Origin of the sequence: Amycolatopsis granulosa (assembly GCF_011758745.1) — a bacterium.
Lineage (GTDB): Bacteria > Actinomycetota > Actinomycetes > Mycobacteriales > Pseudonocardiaceae > Amycolatopsis_E > Amycolatopsis_E granulosa.
Genome location: NZ_JAANOV010000001.1, coordinates 1,119,311 through 1,144,394, shown reverse-complemented (window position 1 = coordinate 1,144,394; position 25,084 = coordinate 1,119,311). Strand labels below are relative to the sequence as shown.

Here is a 25,084-nt window from a genome sequence, read left to right as displayed (position 1 = left end):
GGTGAGCAGTGACCCCCAGCCCTCCCCGGACACCGTGCCGGACGAGCAGCAGGTGACCCCGCGGCCCAAGCGGCGTGCCCTGCTGCTGGCCGTGATCGCGGTCGCCGTGTTCGCCCTGGACGTCGTCACCAAGTCGATCGTCGTGGCCACCCTGGCGGGGCACGAACCGGTGCGGATCCTCGGCGGGCTCGTCTACCTGCAGCTGATCCGCAACCCGTTCGCCGCGTTCGGCCTCGGCGTCACCGGGATGACCTGGGTGTTCGCGGTCGTCGCGTTCGGGGTGGTCGTGGCGTTGATCTGGTTCGCCAAGCGGTTGCGGTCGGTCGGCTGGGCGATCGGTCTCGGGCTCGTCCTGGCCGGCGCGGTCGGGAACCTGGCGGACCGGATCTTCCGGGCACCGGGGGTGCTGCGCGGGCACGTGGTCGACTTCGTGTCGCTGTTCGCGCCCAACGGCGACGTGTGGCCGGTCTTCAACGTGGCCGACTCCGCGATCTGCGTCGGCGGCGCGCTGATCGTGCTGCTGTCGCTGCTGGGCCGCGAGTACGACGGCACCGTGAAGGGCAGGGCGAAGCGGTGAGCGCACGGATGCTGCCCGTCCCGGACGGGCTCGACGGCATGCGCGTGGACGCCGGGCTGGCGAAGCTGCTCGGGTTGTCCCGCACCGTGGTCGCCGACCTCGCCGAGTCCGGTGACGTCCTGCTCGACGGCCGTCCGGCCGGCAAGTCCGACCGCCTTTCCGCCGGTGTGCTGCTCGAGGTGACCCTGCCCGAGCCGGACAACCCGGTCGAGCTGGTCGCCGAACCGGTCGACGGCCTGCGCATCCTGCACGACGACGACGACATCGTGGTGGTGTCGAAACCGGTCGGGGTCGCGGTGCACCCCAGCCCGGGCTGGACCGGGCCCACCGTCGTCGGCGGGCTCGCGGCGGCCGGACTGCGGATCTCGACCTCGGGTGCCGCCGAGCGGCAGGGTGTCGTGCACCGGCTCGACGCGGGCACCACGGGGGTGATGGTGGTGGCGAAGAGCGAGCACGCCTACACCGTGCTGAAGCGGGCGTTCAAGGAGCGCACCGTCGACAAGGGCTACCACGCCGTCGTACAGGGCCACCCCGACCCGACCCGCGGCACCATCGACGCGCCGATCGACCGGCACCCGCGGCACGACTACAAGTTCGCCGTCGTCGCGGGCGGCCGCCCGTCGGTCACGCACTACGAGGTGATCGAAGCGTTCCGTGCGGCGTCCCTGCTGGACGTCAAGCTGGAGACCGGCCGCACCCACCAGATCCGCGTGCACTTCTCCGCGCTTCGCCACCCGTGCGCCGGGGACCTGACCTACGGGGCGGATCCGGTGCTCGCCCGCAAACTCGGCCTGACCCGGCAGTGGCTGCACGCACGCACGCTGGGATTCGCGCACCCCGCGGACGGACGCTGGGTGCGGTTCGAAGCCCCGTACCCGGCGGACCTGACCCACGCGCTGGACGTGTTGCGCGCGGAGAGCTAGTCCTCTAGCGACCAGGTCAGGGAGCGTGCGTCGGGCTCCGGGCGGGGGCTCCAGCGCACCGCCACCACCCGGGTGGACTCCGGCACCACGTACACGGTGTGCCCGCCCGCGGTCTCGCCCGGCTGGACGCCGATCCGGTGCGGCGGCCGGGAGGTCAGCGACACCGGCGCCTTGGCGATCGCCGCGCCGGTGGCGGTCAGCAGCTCCAGGTAGTTGTCCGGCAGGGACCGGAACGGGACCGGGCCGGTGTTGGTGACCTCGGTGTGCACCACGACGGCCCGCTCACCCGGCTGGAGCCGGTAGCCGGCCGCGCCGAACAGGTAGTCCGCCGGGTCCTGCACCTCGAACAGCTGGACGGTGAGCTGCTCACCGTCGAGTCCCTGCCCGGCCAGCCTGTCGCCGACCCGGCCGGAGCGCGGCCCCGGCGCCGGAGCGGGTGGCGCGTCGCCGCGGGCCCACGACGCCGTCTGCGGCGGGCCCCACGTGCTGATCACCGGGTCCAGCGGCGGCGGAGCGGGCCGCTGGTCCGCGCCGGGTGCCGGGTACGGCCCGGACGGCACCCCGTGCGGACCCGGCACGCCGGCAGGCGGCCCGCCGAAACCGGTGGGCCCACCCGGCGGGTGGGCCTGGGGCGGCGCGGGAGGAGCCGGTGCCGGGTAGCCGGCGGCGGGGACGGCGCCGGAGGGCACCGGGTACGGCCCGGGCGGCATCCCCGGAACGGGATGGCGTGGCGGCGGGAACGCCCCGGCGAGTGCGGCCCGCAGGCCCTGCGGGTCGCTCTCCACCCCGACCAGCAGGGGCAGCCCGCTGCCGGACAGCGCCACCAGCCGGTAGGCGGCCTCCCGCGGGTCCATCCCGATCCGGGCGGCGAGTTCGTGCACGGCCACCTTGCCCAGCTCGGCCAGCGCGGCGAGCAGGCGGGCATCGGCGGGATCGGTCACGGCCACGGCAGCAGACGCTACCTGCTGACCGTCGCGGCGCGTGCTCACCCCGTCGCGGGGCACCGTGGTTCCAGCGGTTCTAGGCTGGCGGAACCCGCACCCGACGACACAGGGATGGATGGATGACCGAGGTCGTGAAGCTCGCCGACGAGTTCGTGGAAGCCCTGTTCGACGCCGAACCGCTGTGGCCGGCGGCACTCGGGCTGGAGTCCGCCCGGGACGGGATCGGCGACCTCGGCGAGGAGGCCGAGGCCGCCCACCGCGACCGGCTCGCGGACTTCGTGCGGCGCGCCGGGGCGATCGACCCGGCCGGGCTGAGCGCCGAGGACCGGGTGACCCGGGACGTGCTGCTGACGCAGGCGCGCGGTCACCTGGACCGGCTGGACACGCGCGCGGTCGAGTTCACCATCAGCGACATCTTCGTCGCCCCCGCGGTCGGCCTGCTGACGATCCTGCCGATGATCGGCGTGCCCGACGACGAGCACGGCCGCCGGCACCTCGCCCGGCTGGCGGACGTCCCGCGTTACCTGGACCAGGCTGCCGGCCGCCACCGCGCCGGCGTGGCCGCCGGACGGGTGCCGGTCGAGCACCTGGTCCGCGCCGCGATCGCGCACCTGGACCGCTACCTGGCCGAGCCCGGCTCCGACCCGCTGCTGCGCCAGCCCGCGCCGAGCGAGGACTTCGCCCGCGAGCGGGAGCGCCTGCTCGCCGAGGTGGTGCGGCCCGCGTTCGCCGCCTACCGGGACGCGCTCACCGGCATCGCGCCGCACGGGCGCCCGCCGGAGAAGCCCGGCGTGTGCTGGCTGCCCGACGGTGAGGCGATCTACGCCGCCCTCGCCCGCGCGCACACCACGACCGGCCGCACACCGGACGAGCTGCACGAAACCGGTCTGCGCCTCATCGCCGACCTGGCGGGCGAGTACCGCGAGATCGGCTCGCGCGTGTTCGGCACCACCGATCTGGCGGAGATCTTCCACCGGTTGCGGACCGATCCGCAGCTGCGGTGGGGCAGCGCCGGGGAACTGCTCGACACCGCCCGGGCGGCGATCACCCGGGCCGAGGAGGCCGCACCGCGCTGGTTCGGCCGCATCCCGCCGCACCCGTGGGTGGTGGAGCCGGTGCCGCCGGCCGAGGCGCCCGGCGGGCCGCCCGCGTTCTACCTGCAACCGGCCGTCGACGGGTCCCGGCCCGGGATCTACTTCGCCAACACCCACGAGGTCACCGAGCGGTTCCGGCACGCCGCCGAGGTGGTGGCCTTCCACGAAGCCATCCCCGGTCACCACTTCCAGCTCTCCACCGCGCTGACGCTGACGGATCTGCCGCTGCTGCGCCGGATCGGCGACTTCACCGCGTTCGCCGAGGGCTGGGGCCTCTACGCCGAGCGGCTGGCCGCCGAGATGGGCCTGTACTCCGGCGACGTCGCGCTGCTCGGCATGCTCACCATGGACTCGATGCGGGCCGGCCGCCTCGTGGTGGACACCGGGCTGCACGCGCTGGGGTGGTCGCGGCAGCAGGCGGTGGACTACCTGCGGGAGAACACCCCGATGGCCCAGGTGGAGATCGAGTCCGAAGTGGACCGCTACATCGCCTATCCGGGGCAGGCGCTGTCGTACATGGTGGGGCGCCTGGAGATCCAGCGCGTGCGGGCGAAGGCCGAGCGGGCGCTGGGGGAGCGGTTCGACATCCGCGCCTTCCACGACCTGGTCCTCGGTGGCGGCGCGCTGCCGCTGCCGGTGCTGGAGGGCGTGGTGGACGACTGGATCGCGCGATCATGAGCGCGGTGGACGCACTCGGCGAGGAGCTCACCGGCCTGTTGCTGGCGGCCGATCCGCTGCGGGCGTCCGTGCTCGGCCTGCCGGGGGACCACGACCGGCTGCCGGATCTGACCGCGCGGGCGCAGGCGCGGCACCGCGCCGCCTGTCTCGATCTCGCCGCACGTGCCGGGGCGGCCTCCCCGGCCGGGCCCGGGGAGGCGGTGACCCGCGACGTCGTCGTTCAGCAGGCCCGGGCGGCCGTCGACGTCCTCGACGCGCGGCTGCCCGAGTTCGCCGTCAGCGACGCGTTCACCGCGCCGGTCCAGCTGATGCTGATGACGCTGCCGATGATCGAGCTGACCGGCGCTCGCCGGGCCCGGGGTTTCCTCGCCCGGCTCGCCGCCGTGCCGGCCCTGGTGGACCAGGTGATCGAGCGGCAGTCCGGCGACCTCACGCCGCCGGGTTTCCTGGTGGACGCGACGATCGGCTACTTCGACCGGTTGCTGGCCGCACCCGGGGTCGCGCCGTTGCGCCTGGATGTCGGATCCGGCGCGCTCGCCGCCGAGCGGGACGCGTTGCTGGCAGGGAAGGTACGGCCCGCTCTGGTCCGCTACCGCGAGTTCCTCGCCGGTGAGCTGCGGGCGCGTGCCCGGCCCGCGGACGAGCCGGGCCTGTGCTGGCAGCCCGGCGGGCTACCCCGGTACGCGGGGCTGATCCGGGCGCACACCACCACCGAGCGCACCGCGCAGGAACTGCACGACATCGGGCTCGCCCTGATCGCCGACCTGACCGGGGAGTTCCGGGCGGTCGGCCGCCGGGTGTTCGGCACCACGGACCGGGCGGAGATCTTCCGGCGGTTGCGCACCGATCCCGCGTTGCGCTGGGGCAGCGGCGAGGAACTGCTGACCGCCGCGCGTGCGGCGATCGCCAGGGCGGAGGCCGCGGCACCCCGGTGGTTCCGGACGATCCCGTCGGCGCGGTGCGAGGTGCGGCCGGTGCCGGAGACCGACGCCGGCGCGGGCACGATCGCCTACTACATCGAACCGGCGCTGGACGGCTCCCGGCCGGGCGTCTACTACGCCAACACCTTCCAGGCAACGGAACGGCTGCGGCACGTCGGCGAGGCGGTCGCCTACCACGAGGTGATCCCCGGCCACCACCTCCAGATCTCCCTCGCGCAGGGGCTGGACCTGCCGCTGCTGCGCCGGATCGCCGAGGTCAACGCCTACACCGAGGGCTGGGGCCTCTACGCCGAGCGGCTGGCCGACGAAATGGGCCTGTACTCCGGCGACGTGGCGCGGCTGGGCATGCTGACGCAGGACGCGATGCGCGCCGGGCGCCTGGTGGTGGACACCGGGCTGCACGCGCTGGGCTGGTCCCGGCAGCGGGCGGTGGACTACCTGCGGGAGCACACGCCGATGGCCGCGGTGGAGATCGACGAGGAGGTCGACCGGTACCTCGGCTGCCCGGGGCAGGCGTTGTCGTACGCGGTCGGGCGGCTGGAGATCCAGCGGATCCGGGCCGGCGCCGAGCGCGCGCTGGGGGAGCGGTTCGACGTCCGAGACTTCCACGACGTGGTGCTGGGTCACGGGATTCTCCCGCTGCCCGTTCTGGACCGGGTGGTTTCGGACTGGATTACCAGCCGGTAGTGTGGCGCTCGAGGTAAGCGCACGCTTAGAAGCAAAGGTGGCATCGATGCGGATCGGCACCCAGATCTCCTACTCCGGCGGGTTCGCCGAGAGCGTCCGGGACGTGGTCGAGCTGGAGAAGGCCGGGCTCGACGTCGTCACCGTCCCCGAGGCCTACTCGTTCGACGCGGTCAGCCAGCTCGGCTACCTCGCGGCGAAGACCGAGCACGTCCAGCTGGCCTCGGGCATCCTGCAGATCTACACGCGGACGCCGACGCTGACCGCCATGACGGCGGCGGGCCTGGACTTCGTGTCCGGCGGCCGGTTCATCCTCGGCATCGGGGCGTCCGGGCCGCAGGTCGTCGAGGGCTTCCACGGGGTGCGCTACGACGCGCCGCTGGGCCGTACGCGCGAGATCGTGGAGATCTGCCGCCAGGTGTGGCGGCGGGAGCGCGTCGTGCACGACGGCAAGCACTACCGGATCCCGCTGCCGGCGGACCAGGGCACCGGTCTGGGCAAGCCGCTGAAGATCATCAACCACCCCGTGCGGGAGCGGATCCCGGTCCAGATCGCCGCGATCGGCCCGAAGAACGTGGCGCTGACCGCGGAGATCGCGGAGGGCTGGCAGCCGATCTTCTTCCACCCGGAGCGGGCCGAGGAGGTGTGGGGCGAGGCGCTGGCCGCGGGCAAGGCCAAGCGCGATCCGTCCCTGGGCGAGCTCGACGTCGCCGTCGGAGTCCCGGTGGCGATCGGCGAGGACGTCGATTCCCTGCTCGACTGGGTCCGCCCGCTGGTGGCGCTCTACGTCGGCGGCATGGGTGCCCGCGGCAAGAACTTCTACAACGAGCTGGCCTGCCGCTACGGCTACGAGGCGGAGGCCAAGCTGATCCAGGACCTCTACCTCGACGGCAAGAAGGAGGAGGCCGCCGCCGCCGTCCCGCTGGACCTGCTGCGGGCCATCTGCCTGGTCGGTTCGAAGGGGTACGTGCGGGAGCGGCTGGCCGCCCTGCGCGAGGCCGGGGTCACCACCCTGCAGCTCACCTTCCTCGATCCCGACCCGGCCCGCCGCGCCGGGATCGTCGCCGAGCTGCGCGAACTGCTCAGCTGACCCGGTCGAGGAACAGGAACTCGGTCACTCCGGCGGCACCGAGGATCTGGCGGACGCCGGGCGGCATGCCCGTCCGGCGCTCGTCGCGCACGACCCTGGGCCGGGTCGCCGTCATGATCCGCCTGCGCGTCTCGATCTCGCAGCCGCCCGCCGCCAGGACGTTGCGGACCCAGTCGGAGTCCGGCCCGTAGGTCAGGGCCACGACGAGACTGTCGGCCACCCGGAAGATCTTCACCGGAGTCCGGTAGGTCCGGCCCGACCGGCGGCCGCGGTGGACGATCATGGCGAACCCGGGCAGCCACATGCTCAACGGCCCGAGCACGCGGTTGGTCGCGAGGCGGTTGAACCTGGCGACCTTCTTCGACAGCACCATGCGATCAGCATGCCAAGCCGGTGCGCGGAAATCAACGCACGATGAATTCGGGTTTCGGCGAGCTCGCCGGGTGGAACGCTCCGGCATGCCTGAACTGCCGGACGTCGAAGGGTTCCGCCGGGTCCTCGCCCGGCACGCGGCCGGCAAGCGCATCACGGACGTCACGACGCTCGACGCGGGCGTCCTGCGCGGTGTGACCGCCCGCCGCCTGCGGGACACGCTCACCGGACGCCGGTTCGGCGAGCCGCGGCGGCTCGGCAAGTGGCTGATCGCGCCCCTGGCGGACCACCCGGAGACGGTCGTGCTGCACTTCGGCATGACCGGGTCACTGCGGTGGGAGACCGGGGACCGGGAACGTCACGACCGGGTGATCTTCGCGTTCGACGACGGAGAGCTGCGTTACCGCGACATGCGCAAGCTCCAGGGGCTGCGCCTGGCCGCCGACGACGCGGAACTGGACCGGCTGCTCGCGGACACCGGACCGGACGCGCTCGCGGTGGGCCAGGACCGGTTCGCCGAACTGCTCGGCCGCCGCCGTCAGCTCAAGCCGCTGCTCACCGACCAGTCCGTCCTCGGCGGCCTGGGAAACCTGCTGGTCGACGAGATCCTGTGGCGGGCGCGGCTCAACCCGCACACCCCGGCGGCCGACCTGGACCGGGCGGCGGCCGACGCGCTGTACCGGGAAATGCGCACGGTGCTGCGCGCGGCGGTGCAGGCGGAACGGGTGCCGCCACGCAAGAGCTGGCTGACCGGCCGCCGCGACGAGCCCGCCGGATCGTGCCCGCGATGCGGCGCGACGCTGGAGCACGGCCGGGCCGGCGGCCGCGGCACCGTGTGGTGCCCGCGCTGCCAACCCGGTTGACAGCGGGCCGAAACGGGGTAAGCCGGTGCCATGACCGACAAGGACGACGAGAAGAAGCAGGTCAGCCCGGAGCCGCCGCTGTCCCCGGACTTCCCCGATGTGCGGCACCCCGACCTGGACCTCGGTCCCACCGACGACGTCGAGACGCCCCCGAACTCGGAGGAGGTCGAGCCCCGGGAGGGGGTGCCCGAACCGCCCGACTGAGCGTGGGTGCGGAACCGGGCGTTCCCGGACGCGGGGAACGAGAGTTCGGCCGGCACCGTCGAGGAGAAGATCACCGAGGACACCCACGCCGGCGGGCGCCAGGTGCGGGCGTCCGCGGACAACCCGCAGTACCTGGTGCGGAGCGAGAAGTCCGGCTGGACGGCGGTGCACAAGCCGGACAAACTGCACCCGGCGGACTGACCGGCCCCGGCCGACTCCCGCGGCCGGGAAGACCCCCTGATCAGCCGGTCGTCAGCCGGACGCGGCGAGGTTGCGCCGCACCCGGCCGGGGTCGCGGTGCACCGGCGCGCGGCCGCTCGGCTGGTGCGGCGCGGGGCCGGGGTCGATCTCCGGGACCGGCCGGGTGGCCGGCTCCTCGGTGACCGACATCGGTTCGCCGTGGTGCCGGATCTCCACCGGCTTGCCCGACAGCAGCCGGTAGGTGGCGCTGTCGGAGTGGATCTCCACCGCGAACCGGCTGCCGCGGAAGGACATCCGGAACTGGATGCGGTCCAGTGCCGGTGGCAGCCGCGGCGCGAAGGTCAGTTTCCCGTCGTGGTCGCGCATCCCGCCGAACCCGGCGACCACGCCCAGCCACGCCCCGGCCAGCGACGCCATGTGCAGTCCATTGCGGACGTTGTTGTGCACGTCGTGCAGATCGGTCAGCGCCGCCTCGGCCAGGTAGTCGTAGGCGAGGTCCAGATGTCCCACCTCGGCCGCGATCACCGCCTGGGTGCCGGCGGACAGGGACGAGTCCCGCACCGTGCGGGCCTCGTAGTAGGCGAAGTCGCGGCGCTTCTGCTCAGGGGTGAACGCGTCGCCGCGCAGGTGCAGTGCCAGCACCAGATCGGCCTGCTTCACCACCTGCTTGCGGTACAGGTCGAAGTACGGGTAGTGCAGCAGCAACGGGTAGTTCTCCGGCGGGGTCGCGGCGAAATCCCAGTCCAGGTGCTCGGTGAAACCGTCCGACTGCGGGTGCACCCCGAGTTCTTCGTTGTAGGGCACGTACATCCGCTCGGCGGCCTCGCGCCAGCCGCCCAGCTCCGTTTCGTCCACCCCGAACAGCGACGCGACCTCCGGCACGCGCTCGCAGGACGCCGCCGCCTCGCGGAGGTTCCGCTGCGCCATCAGGTTCGTGTAGACGTTGTTGTCCGCCACCGCCGAGTACTCGTCCGGGCCGGTCACCCCGTCGATCCGGAACCGGCCGTGCCGGTCGAAGTGGCCCAGCGACATCCACAACCGCGCCGTTTCCAGCAGCAGCTCGGCGCCGCACTGCCGCTCGAAGTCCGCGTCACCGGTGGCCCAGTAGTAGCGGGCGACCGCGTCCGCGATGTCGGCGCTGACGTGGAACGCCGCGGTGCCCGCCGGCCAGTACGCCGAGCACTCCGCGCCGTTGATCGACCGCCACGGGAACGCGGCGCCGCGCAACCCGAGCTGGCGGGCGCGTTCCCGCGCCTGGGGCAACGTGGAATGCCGCCACCGCAAGGCGTCCCGGGCCGCCTCCGGCACGCTGTAGGTGAGCACGGGCAGCACGAACGACTCGGTGTCCCAGAACGCGTGCCCGTCGTAGCCCGGCCCGGTCAGGCCCTTGCCCGGGATCGCCCGGCTCTCCCCGCGGGCCCCGGCCTGCAGGATGTGGAACAACGCGAACCGGGTCGCCTGCTGCAGCTCGGGATCGCCGTCGATCTCGATGTCGGCGGTCTCCCAGAAGTCGTCCAGGAACGCGCGCTGCTCGGCCAGCAACCCGTCCCAGCCGGTTTGCAGCGCCCCGGCGAGCGCCGCGTCCACCTGCGCGCGCAGCGCCGGGACGGACCGTTGCGCCGACCACCCGTACCCGACGAACTTGGTCATCCGCAGCACCTTGCCCTGCGGCACGTCCACCGCGATGCTCAGCCGCGCCAGGTCCTCCTCGGCGAGGATGTCGGTGCGCAGCCCGTCCGGCGACTCGATCTGGTGGTCCATCGCCGCGGCCATCCGCAGCCCGGACCGCTTCGTCCGGTGCACCAGCACCGCGCGGTAACCGTCGGCCAGGAAGAACTCCGACTCCAGCGGCGATTGCAGTGCCGCGGCCACCCGCGGGTCCGTGGTGTCGGTCTCGATCGGCTCGTTGGCCAGCAGGTCCGATTGCAGCACCAGCTGCATCTTCCCGTCCAGCGGCTCGACCTCGTACCGGATCGCCACGACCGCACGCTGCGTGAACGACACCAGCCGCTGCGTGCGCACCCGCACCTGCCGCCCGGTCGGCGACGACCATTCCGTGGTCCGGGTCAGCGTGCCGGTGCGGAAGTCGAGGACGCGCTCGTGCTCGGTGGCGGTGCCGTACCGCATGTCGAACGGCTCGTCCTCGACCAGCAGGCGGATGATCTTGCCGTCGGTCACGTTGACGACCGTCTGCCCGGCCTCCGGATAGCCGTAACCGGCCTCGGCGTAGGGCAGCTCGTGCTCCTCGTAGTACCCGTTGAGGTAGGTGCCGGGCAGACCGCGCGGCTCACCCTCCTCCAGGGTTCCGCGCAGGCCGATGTGCCCGTTGGACAGGGCGAACGCCGACTCCGTGCGCTGCAGCTGGTCGACCGCGAGCCCGCGCCACCGCAGTTCCCACGGCGCGCACTCGTATCCACGCGTCACCAGGCTCATGCCGTGACCCCCGTGACCCCCGGGACCCCCGTGTCCCCCAGCAGTTCCGCCAGGTCGTCCACCACCACGTCGGCACCGTGGGCCCGCAGTGCCTCCGCCTGGTTCGCCCGGTTCACGCCGACCACGAACCCGAAGTGGCCCGCCCGCCCGGCCTCGACCCCGGCCAGCGCGTCCTCGAACACCGCGGCCCGCGCGGGCTCCACGCCCAGCGCCTTCGCCCCGGCCACGAAGGAGTCCGGCGCCGGTTTGCCGCGCAGCCGGTCCCGGGTGATGACCAGCCCGTCGATGCGGGCCTGCACGAACGGGGTGAAGCCCGCGGCGTCCAGCACCGCCTGCGCGTTCGCCGACGACGTGACGACGGCGATCTTGAGCCCGGCGTCCCGCGCGGCCTCCAGGTAGCGGCGTGAGCCCTCGAACGGGTTCGGCCCGCGTTCTTCGATGATCCGCAGCACCAGGTGGTTCTTGCGGTTGCCCAGCCCGTTCACCGTGTGCTCGGTCACCGGGTCGTCCGGGCCGCCCTCGGGCAGCTCGATCCCGCGCGAGGCGAGGAACGAGCGCACCCCGTCCAACCGCGGCCGGCCGTCCACGTACTCGGCGTAGTCGCTGTCGGTGAACGGGCGGAACGCGTCGCCGTCCCGTTCGCGCAGGAACTCGTCGAACGTCTGCTTCCAGGCTTCGCGGTGCAGGGCGGCGGTGCCGGTGAGGACACCGTCCAGATCGAACAGGCACGCGGTGATGTCGTCGGGCAACCCGATCATGCCCTGCACGGTACCGGGGAACGCGGACGCTCGCCGCGTTCCGGGCCGGCGGAAGCGCACCACGCGGGCCGGTGTTGCTGGCAGGATCGAGCCGTGACCGACCTGTGCTTCCTCACCGCCCGCGAGCTGCGGGCCGCGCTCGGTGCCCGGGAGGTGTCCGCCCGTGAGGTCGTGCGGGCGCACCTCGACCAGATCGAGCGCGTGAACCCGCACGTCAACGCCGTCGTCACGCTCGTCGCGGACCGGGCGCTGGCCGAGGCCGCCGCGGCCGACGACCGCGCCGCGCGTGGCGCGGAACTGCCACCCCTGCACGGCATCCCGATCGCGCACAAGGACACCCACGAGACGGCTGCGATCCGCACCACGTTCGGTTCGCCGCTGTTCGCCGACCACGTGCCGCACCGCGACGAGCTCGTCGTCGAACGCATGCGCGCGGCCGGGGTGATCAGCCTCGGCAAGACCAACGTGCCGGAGTTCGCGGCCGGCTCGCACACCTTCAACCCGGTCTTCGGCACCACCCGAAACCCCTACGACCTCGGCAGAAGCGCGGGCGGGAGCAGCGGGGGCGCGGCGGCTGCCCTGGCCACCGGGATGCATCCGCTCGCCGACGGCAGCGACCTCGGCGGGTCGCTGCGCAACCCGGCGTCGTTCTGCAACGTGGTCGGTTTCCGCCCCTCGATCGGGCGGGTGCCGTCGTGGCCGGCCCCGCTCGGCTGGACCGGGCTGGGCACGCCGGGCCCGATGGCCCGCACCGTGGCCGACGCCGCCCTGCTGTTGTCGGTGCTCGCCGGGCCGGACCCGCGCTCGCCGATCGCGCTCGCCGAACCGGGCGAGGTGTTCGCGCGCCCGCTGGACCGGGACCTGCGCGGGCTGCGGGTCGCGTGGTCGCCCGACCTCGGTGGGGCGGTGCCGGTCGAACCGGAGGTCGCGGCCGTGGTCGAGGAGTCGGCGAAGGTGTTCGACGGCCTCGGCTGCGTCGTGGAGCGCGCGTGCCCGGATTTCGCCGGCGCGGACGAGGCGTTCCGGATCCTGCGCGCCTGGCAGTTCGCGGTGAAGTTCGGACCGCTGCTGGCGGCCTCCCGCGACCGCCTCAAGGACAGCATCGTGTGGAACACCGAGGAGGGGCTGCGGCTGTCGGCGGTCGACGTGGGCCGTGCCGAGGTCCTGCGCACCGAACTGTTCCACCGGTTCCGCGAGTTCTTCACCCGCCACGACCTCCTGCTGCTGCCGGTCAGCCAGGTGCCGCCGTTCGATGCCGGGCTCGAATACCCGGCGCGGGTGGCGGGCACCGCGATGGCGACCTACCTGGACTGGATGCGGTCGGCCTACTTCGTCACGGTGAGCGGTTCGCCCGCACTGTCGGTACCGGCCGGGTTCACCCCCGGGGGACTTCCGGTAGGGCTGCAGATCGTCGGCCCGCACCGCGCGGATTTCGCCGTGCTGCAGGCCGGGCACGTGTTCGAGCAGGCCACGGGAGTGGCACGGCAACGGCCGGAGGTGGCGCGATGAGGGCGCAGCGGGCGCGCGCGTTGTGGGTGGTGCTGGAAACGGTGCACGACGTCACCTACTTCGCGCCGGAGGCGAAGGCGGCGCACGCCGCCGCGGGTCTGCGCGGGTTCTGGCGCGGGTACGTGGGGACCAGGGCGGCGCCGCTGGGCGCGGCGAGCCTGGGCACGGTGACCGCCGTGTTCTACAACTTCGCGCCGTCGTTCCTGGCCCGGTCCGTGCCCTCGGTCTGGGAGGCGGTGCCGCCGGAGCGGGCGCTGGCGGCCCGGGTCGCGGGGGCGGTGGCCGCGTTGCGGCCGCAGGTGGGGGAGGTGCCCGCCGGGGCGCTCGCAGTGCTGCGGAAAGTCACCGCGGCAGCAGGCTGGGCGGGCCGGCCGCTGGGGGCCGCGAACGCCGCGCTCCCGTGGCCGGACGAGCCCGTCGCCGCGCTGTGGCAGGCGGCGACGACGTTGCGGGAGCACCGCGGGGACGGGCACGTGGCGGTCCTGGCGGCGGAGGGGATCGACGGGCTGGAGGCGCACGCCCTGCGGGACGCCGCGGACGGCAGCCGTGCGGTGGTGGCGCCGCACCGCGGCTGGACGGACGAGGAGTGGGCCGCCGCCCGCGACCGGCTCGCGGCGCGGGGGCTCATCGCGGCGGACGGCCTGACCCCGGAGGGCGTCCGGTTGCGCGAGCACATCGAACGGCGCACCGACGAGCTGGCCGCGGCGCCGTACGCGGCCGCCACCGAGGACGAACTGGCCGCCCTGGACACCCTGCTCCGGCCGATCGCCCGCCGGCTGGTGCCCGCGCCGGTGCCGCACCCCAACCCGGTGGGCGCACCGAGCCCGTGACGCAAGGGGTCAGAAGCGCATCCAGCCCACCGCGGAGGAGACGATCAGCGCGGCGATCAGCAACGCGATCACGACCGCGATCACGATCGTCACGACCGGTATCGCCTTCGGTGGTTTCTGCTGGTGGTGCGACAGGCCCGAGGTCTGGCCCGCCTCGGGCGGCGTGTCGCCGGGGGCGACGCCGCCGCCGGGCTCGAGCCCGGGGGTGCGGGCGGGGTCCGGGCCGGGCGGGACGTCGCCGGGCGCGCCGCGCTCGGCGCCGGGTGTGCGACCGGACCGGGGATCGGGACTGCTCATCGGATTCACCTTCCCACCGACGCTGACACGTCGAACGTCAAGCCCTTGTCGGCAGCGCCGATCCGCACCCGTGAACCGGGTGACAGCTCACCCCGCAGCATCATCCGCGACAGCGGGTTGTCGACCTCGCGCTGGATCGTCCGGCGCATCGGCCGGGCACCGAACTCGGGCTGGTACCCGGCGTGTGCCAGCCAGGACACCGCCTCCGGGGTGAACTCCAGGGTGATGTCCTGGGCGTGCGCGCGCCGTTTCGTCTGGTCCAGCATCAGCTCGGTGATCTGCTCCAGCTGCCGGGGCTCCAGCTTGCGGAACACGATGATCTCGTCGATCCGGTTCAGGAACTCCGGCCGGAACGACTCCCGCAGCCGCCGCAGCAGCCGGTCCCGCAGCGGGTCCGCACCGCCGGACTCCGGTGCCGGCGCGAACCCCAGCGCCCCCTGGGTGCTGCTCGAGATCAGCTCCGATCCGATGTTGCTGGTCATGATCAGTACGGTGTTGGTGAAGTTCACCGTGCGGCCGCGCCCGTCGGTCAGCCTGCCGTCGTCGAGGACCTGCAGCAGCACGTTGAAGATCTCCGGGTGGGCCTTCTCGATCTCGTCGAACAGCACCACCGAGTACGGGCGCCGCCGCACCGCCTCGGTGAGCTGCCCGGCCTCCTCGTACCCGACGTAGCCCGGGGGAGCGCCGATCAGCCTGCTGACCGTGTGCCGCTCGCCGTACTCCGACATGTCGAGCCGGATCATCCGGTCCTCGTCGCCGAACAGCGCGGCGGCCAGCGCGCGCGCCAGCTCGGTCTTGCCGACCCCGGTGGGGCCGAGGAACAGGAAGCTGCCGTAGGGCCGGTCCGGCGGGGCGAAGCCGGCCCGGGACCGGCGCACGGCCTCGGCGACGGCGTCCACCGCCTCGTCCTGCCCGATGACGCGCTCGTGCAGGTGCTCCTCCAGGTGCAGCAGCCGGTCCCGCTCGTCCTCGGTCAGCTGGCTCACCGGGACGCCGGTCAGCCGCGAGATCACCTCGGCGATGTCCTCCGGCGTCACCTCCTGCACACCGGACGGGCGCCCGCCGCTGTCGGCCGAGCGCAGCCGCTCCCGCAGCTCGGCGATCTCGTCCCGCAGCGCCGAGGCGCGTTCGAAGTTCTCCGCCGCCACGGCCTGGTCCTTGTCCCGGGACAGCTCCTCCAGCCGGCCCTCCAGTTCGCGCACGTCGCCCGGCCGGCGGCCGGACCGCAGGTGGACCCGCGCGCCGGCCTGGTCGATCAGGTCGATCGCCTTGTCCGGCAGGAACCGGTCGGTCAGGTAGCGGTCGGACAGGTCCGCGGCCGCGGCGAGCGCTTCGTCGGTGAACCGGACCTGGTGGTGCGCCTCGTACCGGTCGCGGAGGCCGTGCAGGATCGCGACGGTGTCGGCGACCGATGGTTCGGGCACCAGGATCGGCTGGAACCGCCGCTCCAGCGCGGCATCGTTCTCGATGTGCTGGCGGTACTCGTCGAGCGTCGTCGCGCCGACGATGTGCAGCTCGCCGCGCGCCAGGGCCGGTTTGAGCATGTTGCCCGCGCCCATCGAGCCCTCCGACGCACCGGCGCCGACCACGGTGTGCAGCTCGTCGATGAACACGATCAACTCGTCGCGGTGCCGGCGGATCTCGTCCAGCAGGTGGGTCATGCGCTCCTCGAAGTCGCCGCGGTAGCGGGTGCCCGCGACCATCGCGGTCAGGTCCAGCCGGACCACCCGGCGGCGGGCGAGCAGGTCGGGCACGTCGCCGTCGCAGATGCGCTGCGCCAGGCCCTCCACGATGGCCGTCTTGCCGACCCCGGGTTCGCCGATGAGCACCGGGTTGTTCTTGGTGCGCCGCGACAGCACCTCGATGGTCTGCTCGATCTCGGTGTCCCGCCCGACAACCGGGTCGATGTCGCCCTCCTCGGCCGCCTGGGTGAGGTCGCGGCCGTACTGGTCCAGCGTCGGTGTGCCGGTGCGGGCCTGGGGCCGCTGGTCCGGGCGGGCGCGCGCCGGGCCGGGGCCCTGGAACGACTCCGGCGTGACCCCGGCCTGGGCCAGGATGCGTCCCGCCGCCGATTCCGGGTTGGCGACCAGCGCGAGCAGCAGGTGCTGGGGCCCGATGTAGGTGGAGCCGAGGGTGCGGGCGATGCCGTGCGCGTCGAGCAGGGCCCGCTTGGCGCCCGGAGCCAGCATCGCCGGCGTGGTGCGCTCACCCGCGCCGCCCTGCCGGTCGATCTCGCGCGCGATCTCGTCAGGCTTCGCTCCCGCGCTCTCCAGCAGTTCGCGTGTCGGTGGCAGCTGCGCGGCCGCCCACAGCAGCTGTTCGGTGTCGACGTCGGCACGGCCCTGCTCGGCGGCCTTCTCCGCGGCCTGGGCGACGAGTGCCCGCGCCTGGTCGGACATCAGCCGGGTGATGTCGACCGCGTTCGGCCGCCTGCTCGGCACGGCGTTGCCGAAGAACTGCGCCAGGAACTGGTCGAGGGGGCTGCCGGAGCCGCCCGGGAAGAAGCCGGTCATGTCGGGAACGCTCCTTGTGCCGTCGGGGACACGGCCCGGCCGCATCCACTTCGGACGGAGCACGCCCGGACCGTCCAGCGTGTCGGCTACCCGGGGCCGGGCGGGGTGAAACGACGGGCTCAGGGCTCTTCGGTGAGCTTGTCGCGCAGGTGCTGGAGGGTCTGCGCGAGCAGGCGCGACACGTGCATCTGGGAAATTCCGACACGCTTGGCGATCTGCGTCTGCGTCATGTTGCCGAAGAACCGCAGCATCAGGATGGTCCGTTCGCGGGGCGCCAGGTCGCGCAGCAGTGGTTGCAGCGCCTCGTGGTTCTCCACCGTCTCGATGCCGTAGTCCTCTTCGCCGAGCGTGTCGGCGAGCGAGGCCGCCTCGTCGTCCTCCCCGGCGGGCTTGTCGACCGACACGGCGTAGTAGGCGTTGCCGGCCTGCAGGCCCTCGTTCACCTCGTCCGGGGTGAGGTCGAGCTCGCGGGCGATCTCGGTGGGGGTGGGCGCGCGGCCGAGGCGCTGGCCGAGTTCGCTGCTGGCCTGCCCGATCTGCAGGTGCAGCTCCTTGAGGCGGCGGGGCACCCGCACCGACCAGCTGGCGTCGCGGAAGTGCCGACGCACCTCGCCCATGATCGTCGGCACCGCGAAGGACAGGAAATCGGTGCCGCGCTCCGGCTCGAAGCGGTCCACGGCGTTGATCAGCCCCACGCGGGCGACCTGCAACAGGTCCTCGTACGCCTCGCCGCGCCCGCTGAAGCGCCGGGCGATGTGCTCGGCGACCGAGAGGTACTGGGTGACCAGTGCGGTACGCAGCTGCTCGCGGTGCGGATCGCCCGGCGCGGCAGCCGCCAGGTCCGCGAAAGTGGGCGTGTTCCCGTCCGAGGAATCGTTGTCCTCGAGCGTGCCCGCGAGGCGCGTCTCAGCCAACGTCCCGGTTCTCCCCGTCACCTCGTACCCGGCTGGTCATGGCCCGGGCTACCCAGTCCCGCCGGGTGCCACACCTGGTTGCTTTCCGCCCGGTAGGGGAACCCCGCCGCCGACAGAGTCCGACGAAGGAGGTCCGATCGATGGCTGAGCAGACGAGCGAGCGCGCGCCGCTGGCCCAGGGTTTCGCGCTGGTGGTGGGTGTGGTGTTCCTGGCGCTGGGTATCGCGGGTTTCGCCACGTCCGGGACGATCCTGGGCTTCCACACCGGCACCGTGCTCGATGTGCTGCGCACCGCGCTGGGATTGCTCGCCCTGCTCGCCGCGCCGCGGGCGCGGACGGCGCGCGTGTTCGGCGTGGCCGTCTTCTTCCCCCTGCTGGGTGTCACGATCTGGGGATTGCTGTCCGCGGGGACGAACGATCCGAGCGACGTGCGGCGGGTGTTCGACCCGCACTGGGCCGACAACGCCCTGCACGCCGTGGTCGCCGTGCTGGGCCTGGTGGTCTTCCTCCTGCCCGCCCGGAAGAGGGCCACGGAACCCGTGTGACGATTACGTAGAGTAGCAGTGCTGCGCAGCGTGTTTAGTTCCTCTGCCAGGGTGAAAGAACTTCCCCATGAGACGGGCAGAGGACGACTCGCTGCGCATCCTGTTGTGGCACGTGCACGGGTCATGGACCAGTTCGTTCGTGCGCGGACGGCACGAGTACCTGCTCCCGCTGCTGCCGGAGGGCGGCCCCTGGGGGCGGGGCCGCTGTGACCGAGCGTGGCCGGCGGCCCGGGAGGTGAGCCCGGACGAGCTGCGGGACACCGACATCGACGTGGTCGTCCTCCAGCGCCCGGAGGAGATCGAGCTGGCCGAGCGCTGGACCGGCCGGCGCCCCGGCCGGGACATACCGGCGGTGTTCGTCGAACACAACACGCCGACCGGCGACGTGCCCCGTACCCGGCACCCGCTGGCCGGCCAGACCGCGATCCCGCTGGTGCACGTCACCCACTTCAACCACCTGATCTGGGACTCCGGGCGGGCCCCGGCGACGGTCATCGAGCACGGCGTGGTCGATCCGGGCGAGCTCTACACCGGCGAGGAGGCCGCGGCCGGCCTGGTGATGAACGAGCCGGTGCGCCGCGGCCGGGCGGTGGGCACGGACCTGCTGCCCGCGTTCGCCGAAGTCGCCCCGCTGCACGTGTGGGGTATCGGCGTCGACGAGCTCGGCGACCACTTCGGCCTGGGGGAGCGGCTCAGGCCGCAGGGCGACCTCGGGCAGGACGCCCTGCACGCGGAGCTGGCGCGGTGCCGGGTGTACGTGCACACCCCGCGCTGGACGTCGCTGGGCCTGTCCCTGATCGAGGCGATGCACCTGGGCATGCCGGTGGTGGCGGTCGCCGGAACCGAGGCGTCCCGGGCGGTGCCGCCGGAGGCGGGTTTCGTCTCGGCGGACGTGAACGAGCTGGTGCGCGCGGTCGCCGCCCTCATGGCGGATCCGGAGCTCGCGCACCGGATGGGCAAACAAGCGCGCGAACACGCGCTGGCGAGCTACGGCCTGGACGCCTTCCTGCGCAACTGGGACGTCCAGCTCGGCCGGGTGACGAGTGGAGGTAGCGCATGAAGATCTCGATGGTGTCGGAGCACGCCAACCCGCTGGCCGTCCTGGGTGAGGTGGATGCGGGCGGGCAGAACCTGCACGTGGCGGAGCTGTCCGCGGCGTTGTGCCGCCAGGGCCACGACGTCACCGTCTACACCCGGCGCGACGATCCGGGGCAGCCGGAGGAGGTGACCACGCCCGGCGGCTACCGCGTGGTGCACGTGCCGGCCGGGCCGGCGCAGCACCTGCCCAAGGACGATCTGCTGCCCCACATGACCGAGTTCGGCCGCTTCCTCGCGCGGACCTGGCAGCGCGAGGTCCCGGACGTGGTGCACGCGCACTTCTGGATGTCCGGGCTCGCGTCGCTGCTCGCCACGCGCGGCACCGGCATCCCGGTGGTCCAGACCTTCCACGCACTCGGTGTGGTGAAGAAGCGTTACCAGGGCACGGCGGACACCAGCCCGCCGGAACGGGTCCAGCTGGAACGGCTGATCGGCAAGAACGCCGCCCGGGTGGCCGCGACCTGCTCCGACGAGGTGTTCGAGCTGGCGCGGATGGGCCTGCCGCGCTCACGCATGTCCGTCGCGCCGTGCGGGGTCGATCTCGACCGGTTCACCCCGGACGGCCCGGTCGCGCCGCGCGGTGACCTGCACCGGATCGTGAGCGTCGGCCGGCTGGTGCCGCGCAAGGGCTTCGCCACGGCGATCACCGCGCTGGCCGCGGTGCCGGGCGCCGAGCTCGTGATCGCCGGTGGTCCGGAGCGGGGACGGCTGGCCGACGACCCGGAGGCCAAGCGGCTGCTCCAGCTGGCGGAACGGCTCGGCGTCGCCGACCGGGTGCGGCTGCTCGGGCAGGTGACGCGCGACGAGATGCCCGCGCTGCTGCGCTCGGCGGATCTCGTGATGTGCACGCCGTGGTACGAGCCGTTCGGCATCGTCCCGCTGGAGGCGATGGCCTGCGGTGTCCCGGTGGTCGCCGCCGCGGTCGGCGGACTGATCGACACCGTCGTCGACGGCGTGACCGGTGAGCTGGTGCCGCCCCAGCGCCCGGAGGTCCTCGCCGCCACCCTGCGCCGCCTGCTCGGCGACCCCGCCCAGCGCGAGGCGTACGGCATCGCCGGGTGTGACCGCGCCCGGTCCCGGTACTCGTGGGACCGCATCGCGGTCGACGTGCTGCGCATCTACGAGAAGACCCTGGGCGAGAAACTCCCGTCCACCGCGAGGCCGGTGGTGAGCACCGACGCCGTGGTGAGCCAGGGCTGACGGACATCGCGTAGCCGGGCCGGTGCGGACAGGGGACGGTTCTCCGCTGAGTAAGATCATCTCGCATGGATCCGGCTGTGGACACCAACGTCGTCTTCTTCCAGGTGAACGGCAACGACGACGAGGTCCTGCGGGGGGTCGCGCCCGCCCAGGCGGAGGATGCCGTCCGGCTGGCCTGGCGCCAGGTGCAGGAGGAGCGGCAGGTTCCGGCTTCCGAGATCACCCAGGTGCGGTGCACCTGGCAGCCCTCGGAAGCGGACCGGATCTTCCTGGCGGAGACGTTCCGCGACGCCGAGTGCACCTACGTGTTCGACCGTCCCCAGGACGGCGACTGGAGTGCGGCCTTCGACAGGGCGGCGAAGGCTGTCGCGCGGATCGAGCTGGACCACGGCGCCCAGTCGTCCGCGAAGACCCGGGCGGCGGGTGAGTGGCTGCCCACCCTCCACACCTACGACGGCCCGTTGCAGCTCTACGCGTCCTACCCCCTGGTGGGCGACCGGCTGCACGTGGGGTTCGCCAAGGTGGTGATCTCGGAAACCGGCCGGATCGGGATGTCCCACCTCCTGCGGACCACGTTCATGCAAATGAGCCGGGACGAGATCGCGGAACTGGTCGCGGAAGCGGCCGGCAACCTCATGGACGGGCTTCGCTTCACGGTGTTCGTGGATGAGGCGAAGGGACGCATGGCCATCCTGGAACGCCCCGACGGCAACCTGTGCGCCGCGTCCGCGATCGTGATGGACGACTTCCCCGGGAAGGCCGCCGAGCAGATCGGTGAAGACGAGCTGATCGTGGGGTTGATCAGCCCGGACCAGATCTGTGTGGCGGGGGCCAGGTCGGGCTGGGCCGGGGAGATCACGGACTGGGTCCGCACCTCGCCGGATACGAGCGGCGACCTCGTGCCCGCCGTTCTGCTGGTGGACCGTTCCGGGATCAGGGAGATCCTGGCCGAACGTCCGACCGGGCGGTTGCCCGCGACGTGAACGGTGGGGCGCCCCCTCGGGAGTGGTCCCGAGGGGGCGGCCGCCTCAGGTGAGCTTGTTGACCGCGGACTGGGCCTTGCCCTTGACCGTGCCCAGCGCGTCCTTCGTGGGCGAGTAGGTGGCGTAGAGGTCGGGGTCGGGTTTGGGGGCGGTGCCGGGGCCGCCGAGGGCTTTGGGGTCCATGAGGTACTCGATGCGGTCCTCGCCGGTGGACCAGCCGCCCTTGTTGCCGTCGGGGCCGTCGGACAGGTGCCAGATCGTGTTGTTGTGGGTCTGGTCCTCCTCGTCCAGCAGGGCGTTGGGGGCGATGTCGGACTCCAGCCCGTCGGCCTGCAGTTCCTCGATCGCGCGCAGCCACTGCTTCTGGTGCACCGTGTCGCGGGCGAGGTTGAACTTCAGCATCGCCTTCACACCCGGGTCGTCGGTCATGTTGTACAACCGCGCCGTCTGCAACCGGCCCTGCGCCTCGGCTGCCGCGTTGGCCCGGAAGTCGGCCAGCAGATTGCCCGACGCCACGATGTACTTGCCGTTCCACGGCGTGCCGTTGGAGTCCGCCGGCACCGCGCCACCGCCGGACACGATCGCCTGTTGCGGATCCATCCCGCCCAGCACCGCCGCCATCACCGGGTCCTTCGCCGCCTCCGCGGTGACCGTGGCCGGCGCACCCTCCAGCAACCGTGCCACCATCGTGGCCAGCATCTCCACGTGACCGATCTCCTCGGTCGCCGTGTCCATGATCAGGTCCTTGTACTTGCCCTCCATGCGGCAGTTCCAGCCCTGGAACAGGTACTGCATCGTCACCGTCATCTCGCCGAACGCACCACCGATCAGCTCCTGCAAGCGCCGGGCGAAAAACGGGTCCGGGCGCTCCGGCTTCGCCTCGAACTGCAGCAGTTTCGTGTGTCGGAACACAAGATCTCCTTGTGGACGAAGGAAAGTTGTCTTGAGTACGCGTGCAGACGGGGGGCTTCCCCCGCTCGCCCGGGTTATTCGTGCCGGTTCGCCCCGGCTTGCGAATCCCACTCCGATGACCTATGCATGAGTCATGCATGACGAACGGCTGGCGAACCTCCTGGGCGCGCTGGCGCTCACGGTCAACGACCTCGCGCTGACCGACGCCACGACCGCGGCCGGCACCAGCGTGAGCGGTGCCGCGGCGCTGGTGGTGCTGTCCACGGCACCCGGGTTGTCGGTGACGGAACTGGGCCGGCGGGTCGGCCTGAGCCAGCCCGCCGCCGCCCGCATGGTGGACGGGCTGGAGGGTCGCGGCCTGGCCGAACGCCGGCCGACGGCCGCCCGGGCGGTCGCGGTGCACCTGACGGACGCCGGCGTGGACGCGGCGGAACGGATCCTCGGGCACCGCGGCGGGCGCCTCGCCTCGCTGACCGCCGCGCTCGACGACCGGGAACGGGTGGTGTTCGCCGAGCTGGTCGCCAAGCTCCTCACCGCCGCCTACGCGCAGCTCCCGGAGGCCGACCGGCTGTGCCGCCTGTGCGACCGGGCCGCCTGTGTGGCGGCGGGTGCGGTGTGCCCGGTGGGCGCGGCCTGCCGGGCGCGGGAGGCCACCGGCGCCGGGGTTGTGGACGGGGGCCGCCGATGACGGGCGAGCTGCTCGCCCTGGCCTCGGCCGGGTGTTTCGGGATCACGCACTTCGTGAACGGTCTGGTCGCGCGGCGGGCGCCCGGGCTGACCGTCTCGCTCTACGCCCAGGCCGGCGGCACCCTGGTGACCCTCCTCGTCGCTCTCCTCGCCTCCCACCCCGGCACCGGCGGCCTGGGCTGGGGTGCGCTGTCCGGTGCCGGCACCGGCATCGGCGTCGGATTTCTCTACCGGGCCATGAGCCGCGACGCGCTGACCGTGGTGGTGCCCGTGAGCGACGTCGGGGCCGTCGCGCTGCCGGTGGTCGCCGGGCTGGCCTTCCTCGGCGAGCGGCCCTCCCCGGGGGCCGTCGCCGGGATCGTGCTGGCCCTGCCCGCGATCTGGCTCGTGTCCGGCGGCGGCCGGCCCGCCGGCCCGGGCGTGCGCGACGCCCTCGTCGCCGGTGCCGGCTTCGCGCTCCAGTTCCTGGCCATGAAACCCGTCCCGCTCGACGCCGGGTTGTGGCCGATCGTGGTCAGCCGCGCCGCCTCGGTGGCCGTCATCCTGCCGCTCGTGCTCACCACCCGGACCCCGCTCACGCTGCGGCCGCGGCTGGCCTGGCCGGCCGTCGCCGCGGGCGCGCTCGGCAGCGTCGCGATCGTGCTCTACTGGGTCGCCACCCACCAGCAGCTGCTCGCCGTCGCGACCGTGCTGGCCGCCCTCTACCCGGCCATCCCGGTCGTGCTCGCCTTGGTCTTTCTGGGTGAACGTCTGAACCGGAAGCAGACGCTGGGTATTTGCGGGGCCGCCGGGGCGCTGGCGCTGCTGGCCCTGGCGTAGGAGAAGTACCTCCGTAGCGTTTCGAAGTGACTCCGCCGGGTAGGAGGAGTCCATGCACAGCCACGCCGTCGTCACCGGCGGAGCCGGCTTTCTCGGCTCCCACCTGTGCGAACGCCTGCTCGCCCGCGGCACCCGGGTCACCTGCGTGGACGACCTGTGCACCGGCAGCGCGGACAACATCGCGCACCTCACGCGCGAGCCGGGTTTCGAGTTCGTCCGGGCCGACGTCACGGGCGGGCTTCAGGTCACCGACCCCGTCGACCTGGTGATGCACCTGGCCAGCCCGGCCTCGCCGCGGGACTACGCGCGGCTGCCCGTGGAGACGTTGCACACCGGCGCCGCCGGCACCCACGCCGCGCTGGACCTCGCGGTCGCCCACGGCGCCCGGTTCGTGCTCACCTCGACCAGCGAGGTCTACGGCGACCCCCGCGAGCACCCGCAGCGCGAGACCTACTGGGGACACGTCAACCCGGTCGGCCCGCGCAGCGTCTACGACGAGGCGAAACGCTACGCCGAGGCGCTCACCACGGCCTACCGCGGTGCCCGCGGCGTGAACACCGGCATCGCGCGCCTGTTCAACACCTACGGCCCGCGCATGCGCGCCGACGACGGCCGCGCCATTCCCACGTTCATCCGGCAGGTCCTGTCCGGTGAACCGGTGACGGTCGCGGGCGCGGGCACCCAGACCCGGTCGCTGTGCTATGTGGACGACACCGTGGACGGGCTGCTGGCGCTGGCGGATGCCGATTTCGCCGGACCGGTCAACCTGGGCAATCCGCACGAGCTGCAGATCCGGCAGCTGGTCGAGGAGATCCAGCGGCTGGCCGGGACCGCCGTGCCGGTGCGCGACGTGCCCGCCCCGGTGGACGATCCGCGACGGCGGTGCCCCGACATCTCGGTGGCGCAACGGGAATTGGGCTGGCGGCCGCGCGTCGGGCTGCACGACGGCCTGCGCCGGACGCTGGAGTGGTTCGCCGCCCGCCTCAGTCCCGTTTAGACGAGGAGGAGCAGGGGT

At 73.0% G+C, this 25,084-nt stretch carries 25 protein-coding genes; 17 read left to right on the top strand and 8 right to left on the bottom strand.

The features are described 5' to 3' along the window. Position 1 precedes the first annotated feature (1 nt). Both lspA and FHX45_RS05560 read left to right on the top strand, forming a co-directional pair. Positions 2–577, top strand: coding sequence for a signal peptidase II (lspA, locus tag FHX45_RS05565; protein ID WP_167097259.1), 576 nt, complete (start codon positions 2–4; stop codon positions 575–577). Beyond that, the gene (locus FHX45_RS05560) at positions 574–1,500 is read left to right on the top strand and encodes an RluA family pseudouridine synthase (protein ID WP_341771357.1); all 927 of its coding nucleotides are present in this window, start codon (positions 574–576) and stop codon (positions 1,498–1,500) included. Before lspA ends, FHX45_RS05560 begins: the two co-directional genes overlap by 4 nt. Here FHX45_RS05560 and FHX45_RS05555 read toward each other — a convergent pair. Next, entirely contained in the window at positions 1,497–2,447 is a 951-nt protein-coding gene (locus tag FHX45_RS05555) for an AsnC family protein (RefSeq protein ID WP_167097257.1), read from the bottom strand. The two genes, FHX45_RS05560 and FHX45_RS05555, sit on opposite strands and share 4 nt — an antisense overlap. Positions 2,448–2,563: 116 nt before the next feature. Here FHX45_RS05555 and FHX45_RS05550 point away from each other — a divergent pair, with 116 nt between their 5' ends. From FHX45_RS05550 to FHX45_RS05540, 3 genes are read left to right on the top strand one after another with little or no spacing between them, the layout of a single operon-like run. Next, positions 2,564–4,216: a DUF885 domain-containing protein gene (locus FHX45_RS05550; RefSeq protein ID WP_167097254.1), complete on the top strand. Its 1,653-nt coding sequence runs from the start codon at positions 2,564–2,566 to the stop codon at positions 4,214–4,216. Then, positions 4,213–5,844, top strand: a complete 1,632-nt coding sequence (locus FHX45_RS05545) for a DUF885 domain-containing protein (RefSeq protein WP_167097252.1) — start codon at positions 4,213–4,215, stop codon at positions 5,842–5,844. Before FHX45_RS05550 ends, FHX45_RS05545 begins: the two co-directional genes overlap by 4 nt. 46 nt (positions 5,845–5,890) lie before the next feature. Further along, positions 5,891–6,931 (top strand): LLM class F420-dependent oxidoreductase, encoded by a 1,041-nt coding sequence (locus FHX45_RS05540; RefSeq protein ID WP_167097250.1) that lies wholly within the window; start codon positions 5,891–5,893, stop codon positions 6,929–6,931. Here the strand turns inward: FHX45_RS05540 and FHX45_RS05535 are convergent. Then, a complete protein-coding gene (locus tag FHX45_RS05535; protein WP_167097248.1) occupies positions 6,924–7,304 on the bottom strand; it encodes a nitroreductase family deazaflavin-dependent oxidoreductase in 381 nt (126 codons plus the stop codon). The two genes, FHX45_RS05540 and FHX45_RS05535, sit on opposite strands and share 8 nt — an antisense overlap. An 85-nt stretch (positions 7,305–7,389) precedes the next feature. Here FHX45_RS05535 and FHX45_RS05530 point away from each other — a divergent pair, with 85 nt between their 5' ends. The 3 genes from FHX45_RS05530 to FHX45_RS05520 are packed head-to-tail and all read left to right on the top strand — an operon-like array spanning position 7,390 to position 8,571. Further along, positions 7,390–8,166 (top strand): Fpg/Nei family DNA glycosylase, encoded by a 777-nt coding sequence (locus FHX45_RS05530; protein WP_167097246.1) that lies wholly within the window; start codon positions 7,390–7,392, stop codon positions 8,164–8,166. Between the two features lie 30 nt (positions 8,167–8,196). Continuing rightward, the gene (locus FHX45_RS05525) at positions 8,197–8,370 is read left to right on the top strand and encodes a hypothetical protein (RefSeq protein WP_167097244.1); all 174 of its coding nucleotides are present in this window, start codon (positions 8,197–8,199) and stop codon (positions 8,368–8,370) included. Between the two features lie 6 nt (positions 8,371–8,376). After that, positions 8,377–8,571, top strand: coding sequence for an HVA1 family protein (locus FHX45_RS05520; RefSeq protein WP_167097242.1), 195 nt, complete (start codon positions 8,377–8,379; stop codon positions 8,569–8,571). 51 nt (positions 8,572–8,622) lie between these two features. Here the strand turns inward: FHX45_RS05520 and FHX45_RS05515 are convergent, their stop codons facing one another. After that, a complete protein-coding gene (locus tag FHX45_RS05515) occupies positions 8,623–11,004 on the bottom strand; it encodes a glycoside hydrolase family 65 protein (protein WP_167097240.1) in 2,382 nt (793 codons plus the stop codon). Then, positions 11,001–11,762, bottom strand: coding sequence for an HAD family hydrolase (locus FHX45_RS05510; RefSeq protein WP_167097238.1), 762 nt, complete (start codon positions 11,760–11,762; stop codon positions 11,001–11,003). The genes FHX45_RS05515 and FHX45_RS05510 overlap by 4 nt, the downstream gene beginning before the upstream one ends. 93 nt (positions 11,763–11,855) lie before the next feature. Here FHX45_RS05510 and FHX45_RS05505 point away from each other — a divergent pair, with 93 nt between their 5' ends. Both FHX45_RS05505 and FHX45_RS05500 read left to right on the top strand, forming a co-directional pair. Further along, positions 11,856–13,271, top strand: a complete 1,416-nt coding sequence (locus FHX45_RS05505; protein ID WP_167097236.1) for an amidase — start codon at positions 11,856–11,858, stop codon at positions 13,269–13,271. Further along, positions 13,268–14,101 carry an SCO6745 family protein gene (locus FHX45_RS05500; protein ID WP_167097234.1) on the top strand — a complete coding sequence of 278 codons (834 nt, stop codon included), beginning with the start codon at positions 13,268–13,270 and terminating at the stop codon, positions 14,099–14,101. Before FHX45_RS05505 ends, FHX45_RS05500 begins: the two co-directional genes overlap by 4 nt. A 9-nt stretch (positions 14,102–14,110) precedes the next feature. On the opposite strand, the gene FHX45_RS05495 is transcribed toward FHX45_RS05500, so the two are convergent. The 3 genes from FHX45_RS05495 to FHX45_RS05485 all read right to left on the bottom strand — a co-directional run bounded on the left by FHX45_RS05495 (position 14,111) and on the right by FHX45_RS05485 (position 17,825). Beyond that, on the bottom strand, positions 14,111–14,398 hold the full coding sequence (locus tag FHX45_RS05495) for a DUF6480 family protein (protein WP_167097232.1): 288 nt from the start codon (positions 14,396–14,398) through the stop codon (positions 14,111–14,113). 5 nt (positions 14,399–14,403) lie between these two features. Next, positions 14,404–16,911, bottom strand: a complete 2,508-nt coding sequence (locus FHX45_RS05490; protein WP_167097231.1) for an ATP-dependent Clp protease ATP-binding subunit — start codon at positions 16,909–16,911, stop codon at positions 14,404–14,406. 119 nt (positions 16,912–17,030) lie between these two features. Further along, positions 17,031–17,825 carry a SigB/SigF/SigG family RNA polymerase sigma factor gene (locus FHX45_RS05485; protein WP_167097229.1) on the bottom strand — a complete coding sequence of 265 codons (795 nt, stop codon included), beginning with the start codon at positions 17,823–17,825 and terminating at the stop codon, positions 17,031–17,033. A gap of 140 nt (positions 17,826–17,965) precedes the next feature. Between FHX45_RS05485 and FHX45_RS05480 the strand changes: the two genes are divergently transcribed. The 4 genes from FHX45_RS05480 (at position 17,966) to FHX45_RS05465 (ending at position 21,651) form a co-directional block, all read left to right on the top strand. Then, entirely contained in the window at positions 17,966–18,370 is a 405-nt protein-coding gene (locus FHX45_RS05480; protein ID WP_167097227.1) for a DUF4383 domain-containing protein, read from the top strand. A 235-nt stretch (positions 18,371–18,605) separates the two neighbouring features. Then, positions 18,606–19,430 (top strand): glycosyltransferase, encoded by an 825-nt coding sequence (locus FHX45_RS05475; protein ID WP_167108457.1) that lies wholly within the window; start codon positions 18,606–18,608, stop codon positions 19,428–19,430. Beyond that, entirely contained in the window at positions 19,427–20,668 is a 1,242-nt protein-coding gene (locus FHX45_RS05470) for a glycosyltransferase (protein ID WP_167097225.1), read from the top strand. Before FHX45_RS05475 ends, FHX45_RS05470 begins: the two co-directional genes overlap by 4 nt. Positions 20,669–20,733: 65 nt before the next feature. After that, entirely contained in the window at positions 20,734–21,651 is a 918-nt protein-coding gene (locus FHX45_RS05465) for a hypothetical protein (RefSeq protein WP_167097223.1), read from the top strand. A gap of 45 nt (positions 21,652–21,696) precedes the next feature. Here the strand turns inward: FHX45_RS05465 and FHX45_RS05460 are convergent, their stop codons facing one another. Beyond that, positions 21,697–22,563 carry a manganese catalase gene (locus FHX45_RS05460; protein ID WP_167097221.1) on the bottom strand — a complete coding sequence of 289 codons (867 nt, stop codon included), beginning with the start codon at positions 22,561–22,563 and terminating at the stop codon, positions 21,697–21,699. Between the two features lie 133 nt (positions 22,564–22,696). Here FHX45_RS05460 and FHX45_RS05455 point away from each other — a divergent pair, with 133 nt between their 5' ends. The 3 genes from FHX45_RS05455 to FHX45_RS05445 are packed head-to-tail and all read left to right on the top strand — an operon-like array spanning position 22,697 to position 25,066. Beyond that, on the top strand, positions 22,697–23,251 hold the full coding sequence (locus FHX45_RS05455; protein WP_167097219.1) for a MarR family winged helix-turn-helix transcriptional regulator: 555 nt from the start codon (positions 22,697–22,699) through the stop codon (positions 23,249–23,251). Beyond that, a complete protein-coding gene (locus FHX45_RS05450) occupies positions 23,248–24,069 on the top strand; it encodes an EamA family transporter (RefSeq protein ID WP_167097217.1) in 822 nt (273 codons plus the stop codon). Before FHX45_RS05455 ends, FHX45_RS05450 begins: the two co-directional genes overlap by 4 nt. A gap of 52 nt (positions 24,070–24,121) precedes the next feature. Continuing rightward, on the top strand, positions 24,122–25,066 hold the full coding sequence (locus FHX45_RS05445) for an NAD-dependent epimerase/dehydratase family protein (RefSeq protein ID WP_167097215.1): 945 nt from the start codon (positions 24,122–24,124) through the stop codon (positions 25,064–25,066). Positions 25,067–25,084 lie beyond the last annotated feature (18 nt).